The sequence below is a fragment of the Photobacterium nomapromontoriensis genome (genome assembly GCF_050336815.1).
GTDB lineage: Bacteria > Pseudomonadota > Gammaproteobacteria > Enterobacterales > Vibrionaceae > Photobacterium > Photobacterium nomapromontoriensis.
Window position 1 is genome coordinate 1 of sequence record NZ_JAKJSL010000081.1, and the last position, 6,487, is coordinate 6,487.

A 6,487-nucleotide genomic window follows, 5' to 3' on the forward strand; every position below is an offset into this window, starting at 1 on the left:
CATCGAGAAGGTTTCTGTGACAATCGCCAGCTTGGTTTGCGCTGACCACTGTTCTGAACTCGTATTACTATCTGGCACAACGGCTCCTGATTGTCGAAGTTGTTTTCGCCAATAATACAGCGTTGCCTCACTGATGCCTTCTTCTTTTGCTATCTCAGCGACAGAGCGAGACAACGGTGGTAACAACTTTCTCAAGATAGCTTCTTTTCTTTCTTGTGAATAACGAGACATATTTCCTCTGTTTCCGCCCCTCTAAATTGATTGATTTTTGACAGTGACAACTATCCTGACACAGGGGGTTACAGAGCCATTCATTTTCAAATTCAATTGGCAAGTTCGATATATAATCTTTCTTTTTGGTCGCGTGAATAATTGCCTTCGAGGCTGAGACATAGCTAGGATGCTTAAATCCCAAATGAAAACCGATAATACACCCGCTAAAGATATCAACTAAAAGAGTCAGGTGGGCCCGGCCCAGAGGAATCAGTAGTTCATCATGAAGTAGAATTAAGTCGAGTGGAGTATGATCCATCTCTACTCGTTCTAGTATCCGAGTTGGCATATCTACCGATTGGTAGTAATTATAAAGCTTGTCCGCATAGTATTTACCATGCCTTGCCAAAGCAACGCTGTACGGCTGCTCTTTCTGGATACGGTTTTTGAAGGTTTGGTAGGAAACTTGAGGAATTTTGCCAGAAACAATGTTTTCGTTAGCAACAGTGATAGTGTCACAATAAACCTTATAAGCAGCACTAATTGAGGGTCTTACCGCATCTAAGAACCGTTCTAAGGCTAGCTCGTAATATGATTCATCGCCCACTACTCGAGTTGTCCTATTACCTTTTTGATGATGCTTGTCTACCAAACTAGTAAAACTACCATTAGCTTGGTTAAACGAATCATGCCATCTTTTTAATGTTTTATAAGATGGTTTTTGAGTAAACGTGGTTTTTTCAATATGCTTTTCTATCAGTGGGTTAAGGTTCTTTGGAGTCCACCCACCGATTAGATCTTTACTAACTAAACTCAGTAACTTGTATCGCTCCAAGGCTATTCGCTTTTGTTCTTCAGAAAAAGAGTCTAGATCTCGTTCAATTATTTCAACTGTATCTAAAGAGCCATATTGGAGTTGGTTTCGCTTCGTTTCTGGCAGAGCCAAAAATTCTTGCTCGTCATCCTCAGAATATGTGGCATCAAATTCATCTTTGAATCGTCCCACCATTTATTGCACCACTACTAACGTGGTTTCATCGAGCTTAGCTGAGTCTAAATCAATCCAAGCTTTACTCTGTGCAACCAGTCTCAAAACAGCGGCAAATACCTTCCCAATAGATAAACCAACCGTTGAAGCTAACTCACTAATTTTTAGAGAATTAAGTACCAAGAGATGCTCATATATAACATTCGACAAGCCGTCACCAGTGATACAACCACTATAACGGTGAACTAACATAGAATTAGCAAGAAAATGGCCATTTCGAATTTGCTTACTTGTTACCAAAATAACATCAAACCCAAGCCTTTTTGCAGCTAACTGTCTTGCCTCAAACTTCTGCTTAAAATCTTTACTTAACGTTTTTCCAAGTGGCTTAATTTCGACGTACTGATATGAACCATCACTGTACTGTACCAAGAAGTCAGGTGTATAAGGCAGTTGCTTTCCATGATATTCATAGTAGTAACCTATAGGCTGTGCCTCAAAATTTACGACTTCTGAATCATACTCGAAGTGATAACAGCAGTCTTTTTCAAGACTACCTTCACACATAACAGTCTTTTTATTCTTACGACTGGCGAATTTATAAATATTTTTGTTTGGAGAGGGTTTACGAAGATTTCGAATGTACATAAGTGTCCCCAAATGTCGTAAGAAAACAACTAATTTCAGTTTAGGACACTTTATGAATATTAAAAGGACACCTTATGATTTTTTTAGGACGCCTTATGCTTTCAGCGACATTAAAATCATCCAGCTCTGCCACCCAACTTCACTGCGGTGCCGTAGACCAAAATTTCCGAGGCACCTTGCATGATCGCACTGGTTGTATAGCGGACATTAACGATGGCATCGGCCCCCAGCGCCTCAGCTTCAGCGATTGCGCGGCGAGTCGCCTCTTGCCGGGCTTCCGTCAACATCTCAGTGTAACCCCGGATCTCACCGCCAAATATCGACTTAAACCCCGCCATAATATCGCGGCCAACGTGTTTTGATTGCACCACATTACCCGATACTGTGCCTACAACGTCCTTAATGATCGTCCCCGGAATATCGGGGGTCGTAACTAATAACATGGTGTACTCCTTATTGACGGTCTTTTTCTATTATATCCACGTTAGCTCAATGTTTAAGATTCAGTATGCTCGCATCTAGACCCATCTTAAGGTAGCTTGGGAATATGACCAACACCACAGGGATAGTGATATGACTGCTTTTTCAGAATTTATCAAACATGTCGGACGCGGGGAAAAAGGGCGCCGCTCTCTGACACAAGATGAAGCCCGCCAAGCGCTGGAGATGTATCTCGACGGCAACGCTGAGCTACTGCAACTTGCCACCCTGCTGATGCTGCAACGCGTTCGCTGTGAAACCAGCGAAGAAGCGGCGGGTTATATCCAGGCACTGCGGGGGCATATTGCACCAGAATGGCAGCAACTGGATGTCGATGTCGACTGGCCATGCTTTGCGGGTAAACGCCGTCAGCCACCCTGGTTACTGCTGGCGGCCAAGCTGCTGGCACAAAACGGTATCCGTGTCATGCTCAGCGGCCATGCCGCCGTTGATGCGGTGAAGTATCAAATAGAGTCCGCCTGCCCAGCGCTGAACATTCAGCAAGCCACCACCCCAGAGCAAGCCCGCCACATTTTAGCAACCGATAATATCTGCTATATCCCGCTCTCCAGCTACTGTGAGCCCTTGGTTGATCTGCTTGCCCTGCGCAACCTTGTTGGCCTGCGAACCCCTCTTAATACCGTCGCCCGAGCACTGAACCCCACTGCGGCACCATACGCTATCCACGGTATTTTCCATCAGGGCTATGAACAACTCCATGCTGAGGCCGCACAGCGGGTTGGGGATCAACACATGGTTGCCTTCAAAGGCGAAGGGGGAGAAAGCGAGCGCAGTCCACGCACCGCTTGCCGAGTAGCCGGTGTCAACCGTGGCAGTTTATTCAATGAAGAGTGGCCAACCTACCTCGAGGGGGCATCCGGCAAGCACGGCGAGATCAGTGGCCAATACTTGCAGGATGTATGGATGGGGACCGAAAACAACAACTACGGCCAGCATGCTGTCGTCGCGACCCTTGCTATCGTACTGAAGTTGATGGGCTTCTGCCCTGATCAACAATCTGCGCTGGTACAAGCCAATCACTGGTGGCAACAGCGTACAATATAAAGACTGAGATAACGTCTACTACACTATTTTGAATTGGCTGACTTCGGTCGCCAATTCACTCATCTGCTGCTTAATGAGCACCATTTCACTATGAATATCATTGATCGCCTGCATGGTGTTACCCGCCAGCGCGAGCAGATCATCCACGTCACCGTCTACACTGTGCGCCGTCTGTGACTGTTGCTCTGATGCTGTCGCAATGCTGGTATTATAATCGGCAATCTCCCCGACATTACCGATCAAGCTTTCGACCAGCGATTTGGTTTCTGACACCACTTGCTGCGTTTCATAAGTGGCCTCACGACTTCGCTGCATGCTGGTATAAGACGTTTTCGCATTTTGCGTGATCCCATCTAATAGATCACGAATATCTTCTGTCGACTGCTTGCTGCGCTGAGCCAAGGTTCGAACCTCATCTGCCACCACGGCAAACCCTCGTCCCTGCTCACCGGCACGGGCGGCTTCAATCGCGGCATTCAAAGCAAGCAAATTGGTCTGCTCTGAAATCGCGTTAATGGTATCGAGAATTTTCGACACACTGCCCATCTGCTTTTCCAGTGCATCAACACATTGATAGGTTTCATTAACGTTATCAAGCAAACTTGAGGTCGATGCCATTGAACGCTCGCTGTGGGCATAGCTCGCCTCTGCACTGCCCCTGACCTGATCGGTACTGTGCTGGGCATCACCGGTGATCTCAGCCACTTGCCCGCAAGTCTGGGCCATTTCGGTCATTGCCGTCGCGATACTGTCGCAACGGGTATGGGTGTGCTCACTGTCTTTTCTGGCCTGTGCGATGAATTTTTCCATCTCAACCATTTCTGCCTGGGTCAGAATCGCCACCTGATTCGCCTGATTTAACGTTTCGGTGACACTGGCTGATAACTGATCTAACTGACGGGCAATCAAACCAAATTCATCTTGGTTCTCATCCGCCAGCCGAATTGTCAGATCTTTATTATCCGCCATCGCACTCAACTTCGCGGAGAATGCCTGCACCCGCTGTGTCAGACGTTGTACAGAAAATAGCATTAATATCAGCAAAGGCAGCACAATTAACGCAATCACAGCCACATAGCCCATTAATAGCTGTTGAGTTAACTGCTTATCAGCGACCGCTATGTCGATCAGATCCGTTGATATCTTATCCCTTATCGCCTTAACCAACCCGATCCGCTCTGTCGCCAGCGCAAACCACGCTGATGGCTCCGGGCCGCTGACCGCTGGCCATGTATCAACCTGATTAAGATACTGCTGCTGAATATTGCCCACCTGACGCCAAATTGACGATCCTAATACGCGATCAAACTCTGTCAGTATGTCACTCGATAATAATAATCGGGCCTGCCGTACCGCATATTGCTCATCCTGAATATAGTGTTCTATCTGCACATAGCGCTCAGCACTGGAATGCTGACTGGCAAAGACACCATTTAATGCACCACGAATTTTACCGGCTTGCTCTTTTACCACCAGAAGCTGCAGCAGTCCTTGCATTTCTTCCTTTAGCAAAGGATTACCGATATGGGACAGTAAAATAGAGAGGTTATCGAGAGCTAGCCGATTGATATTCGAATAATAAGCAAAAGGGGAGTCAGTTAATGCCAAGGTATCCACTTGGCGCCGAATATCATGTCGATGATCCAGCTCTTTCTTAACTGCAGCAAGCAAATTTTGTGTTTCTTGTTGATCAAGGTACTGGGGAGTGAATGCAAGTAATGACTGATAAGCCTGATCGGCTTTTAGTCGTTGTTGCTGTAGCGCCCTTACTTGTCCGCCCTGCCCCTTGGCACCGATGACACCTGCCGTCAGACCACGCTCAACCGCAAACTGATGTGCAACCTCATCATATAAGGTAAACAGGGAGACGGTCTCTACAGCAATTTCGTCCTCAGTCAAAATGGCCGACAACTGTTTAATTTGCATACCGATAGAAGCCAACAAAAGGACACTTGGAATAATAAATACAATCACAATAGTACGGCGGATCGTCAAAGCTCGCAGCAAATTAACCATAAACATCCTCTGTTAATATATGTATCAGCTGATAACCACAAAATAACAAAACATTTGCATATAAAACATACCACTGTGCGATATTTAACCAATTAGTGACAAAGCTCAAAAACCATTTATACCGTACGGCAATCCAACTGCTAACATTACCTCATTTTACTGGTGATAATTTAATCAACACGTTGTTACATTTACCATAAAGTTACCCACCGTTTTTGTGGATAAATCAAATTTACCCTTAAGATACATCACCTTAGTAAATGCAAGATCCAGATTGAAGATTTTCTGATGTATCGCCGCCCGCGAGGTTTTGTAGTGTAGCCGCCCGCGAGGTTTGACAAATGAATCCGCCAGAAATGACAATTCGATATTTGTCATTCTGGGTGGTTTCTATCGAGCGAGCGCTAAATCAATGTCTAGGCACCTAGAAAATGAAGACCACTATTACTCCCCATCACTAGCCACTCAAAATAACCCATCGCACATTTGTCATTTTGGGCGGTTTCTATTGGGTCGTTTTAGCGTCCGCGAGAAATGACAAACGGGTGCATTTGTCATTTTGGGTGGTTTCTATCGGGTAGTTTTACCGTCCGCGAGAAATGACAAATAGGTGTTTTTGTCATTTTGGGCGGTTTATTCTAGGTGAATATCTACTGACCGTTTAAAAAACCACGTTTTTAATTTCTGTAAACGGGGTTTAAACAGTTTTCGGGAGCTTTTAAACACCTAGCACCTGTGTATAACTTTGCATTGCTTCATGGCCATTTCGTATGGCGGTGAGTTCGATTTGAAGGTTGGTGGTAGCTTCCGGTATCACTACAGCCTCAAAGGTCAGTTCAGTCTCTGCCGTGACCTCTTCATGTAACACGATACCTGTATCGGCATCAGTCAGGATAACCTTGGTCTCTGTACCCGCTTCGGGCAGGTTGTTGCTGAACCAGTCTGATAAATGCTGGGGTTCGGCCACTTCGCTGATACGACTACGGTGTGACAATGTCACAAGCAATGGCAGCCTGACTTGCTCAGGCCAATACTCGCCATTTAGCTGCACGTTCACAACGCATAATGGTTTTATTG

6 protein-coding genes and 1 pseudogene are annotated in these 6,487 nt (G+C 45.8%); 1 reads left to right on the top strand and 6 read right to left on the bottom strand.

Translation table 11 applies throughout. The features are described 5' to 3' along the window. From L4D12_RS25055 to L4D12_RS25070, 4 genes are all read right to left on the bottom strand, one after another. The coding region (locus tag L4D12_RS25055; RefSeq protein WP_428450543.1) for a transposase at positions 1 to 195 on the bottom strand (195 nt) is incomplete at its 3' end. Next, a complete protein-coding gene (locus L4D12_RS25060; RefSeq protein ID WP_428450544.1) occupies positions 155 to 1,222 on the bottom strand; it encodes a hypothetical protein in 1,068 nt (355 codons plus the stop codon). The genes L4D12_RS25060 and L4D12_RS25055, both read right to left, overlap by 41 nt. Further along, positions 1,223 to 1,849, bottom strand: a complete 627-nt coding sequence (locus tag L4D12_RS25065) for a TnsA endonuclease N-terminal domain-containing protein (RefSeq protein WP_428450545.1) — start codon at positions 1,847 to 1,849, stop codon at positions 1,223 to 1,225. It abuts the gene before it with no gap. A gap of 116 nt (positions 1,850 to 1,965) precedes the next feature. Continuing rightward, positions 1,966 to 2,292 carry a YbjQ family protein gene (locus tag L4D12_RS25070; protein WP_428450546.1) on the bottom strand — a complete coding sequence of 109 codons (327 nt, stop codon included), beginning with the start codon at positions 2,290 to 2,292 and terminating at the stop codon, positions 1,966 to 1,968. Positions 2,293 to 2,422: 130 nt separating this feature from the next. Here L4D12_RS25070 and L4D12_RS25075 point away from each other — a divergent pair, with 130 nt between their 5' ends. Beyond that, entirely contained in the window at positions 2,423 to 3,394 is a 972-nt protein-coding gene (locus L4D12_RS25075) for a glycosyl transferase family protein (RefSeq protein WP_428450547.1), read from the top strand. Between the two features lie 18 nt (positions 3,395 to 3,412). On the opposite strand, the gene L4D12_RS25080 is transcribed toward L4D12_RS25075, so the two are convergent. Next, on the bottom strand, positions 3,413 to 5,410 hold the full coding sequence (locus L4D12_RS25080; protein ID WP_428450548.1) for a methyl-accepting chemotaxis protein: 1,998 nt from the start codon (positions 5,408 to 5,410) through the stop codon (positions 3,413 to 3,415). Positions 5,411 to 6,128: 718 nt separating this feature from the next. Next, positions 6,129 to 6,487 (bottom strand): annotated as a pseudogene (locus L4D12_RS25085) (phage tail protein); the annotation flags it as partial.

Excerpts from the sequence above, each read along its gene's own strand:
- L4D12_RS25060 (WP_428450544.1), bottom strand. The coding sequence starts at position 1,222 with ATGGTGGGACGATTCAAAGATGAATTTGATGCCACATATTCTGAGGAT.
- L4D12_RS25065 (WP_428450545.1), bottom strand. The coding sequence starts at position 1,849 with ATGTACATTCGAAATCTTCGTAAACCCTCTCCAAACAAAAATATTTAT.
- L4D12_RS25070 (WP_428450546.1), bottom strand. The coding sequence starts at position 2,292 with ATGTTATTAGTTACGACCCCCGATATTCCGGGGACGATCATTAAGGAC.
- L4D12_RS25075 (WP_428450547.1), top strand. The coding sequence starts at position 2,423 with ATGACTGCTTTTTCAGAATTTATCAAACATGTCGGACGCGGGGAAAAA.
- L4D12_RS25080 (WP_428450548.1), bottom strand. The coding sequence starts at position 5,410 with ATGGTTAATTTGCTGCGAGCTTTGACGATCCGCCGTACTATTGTGATT.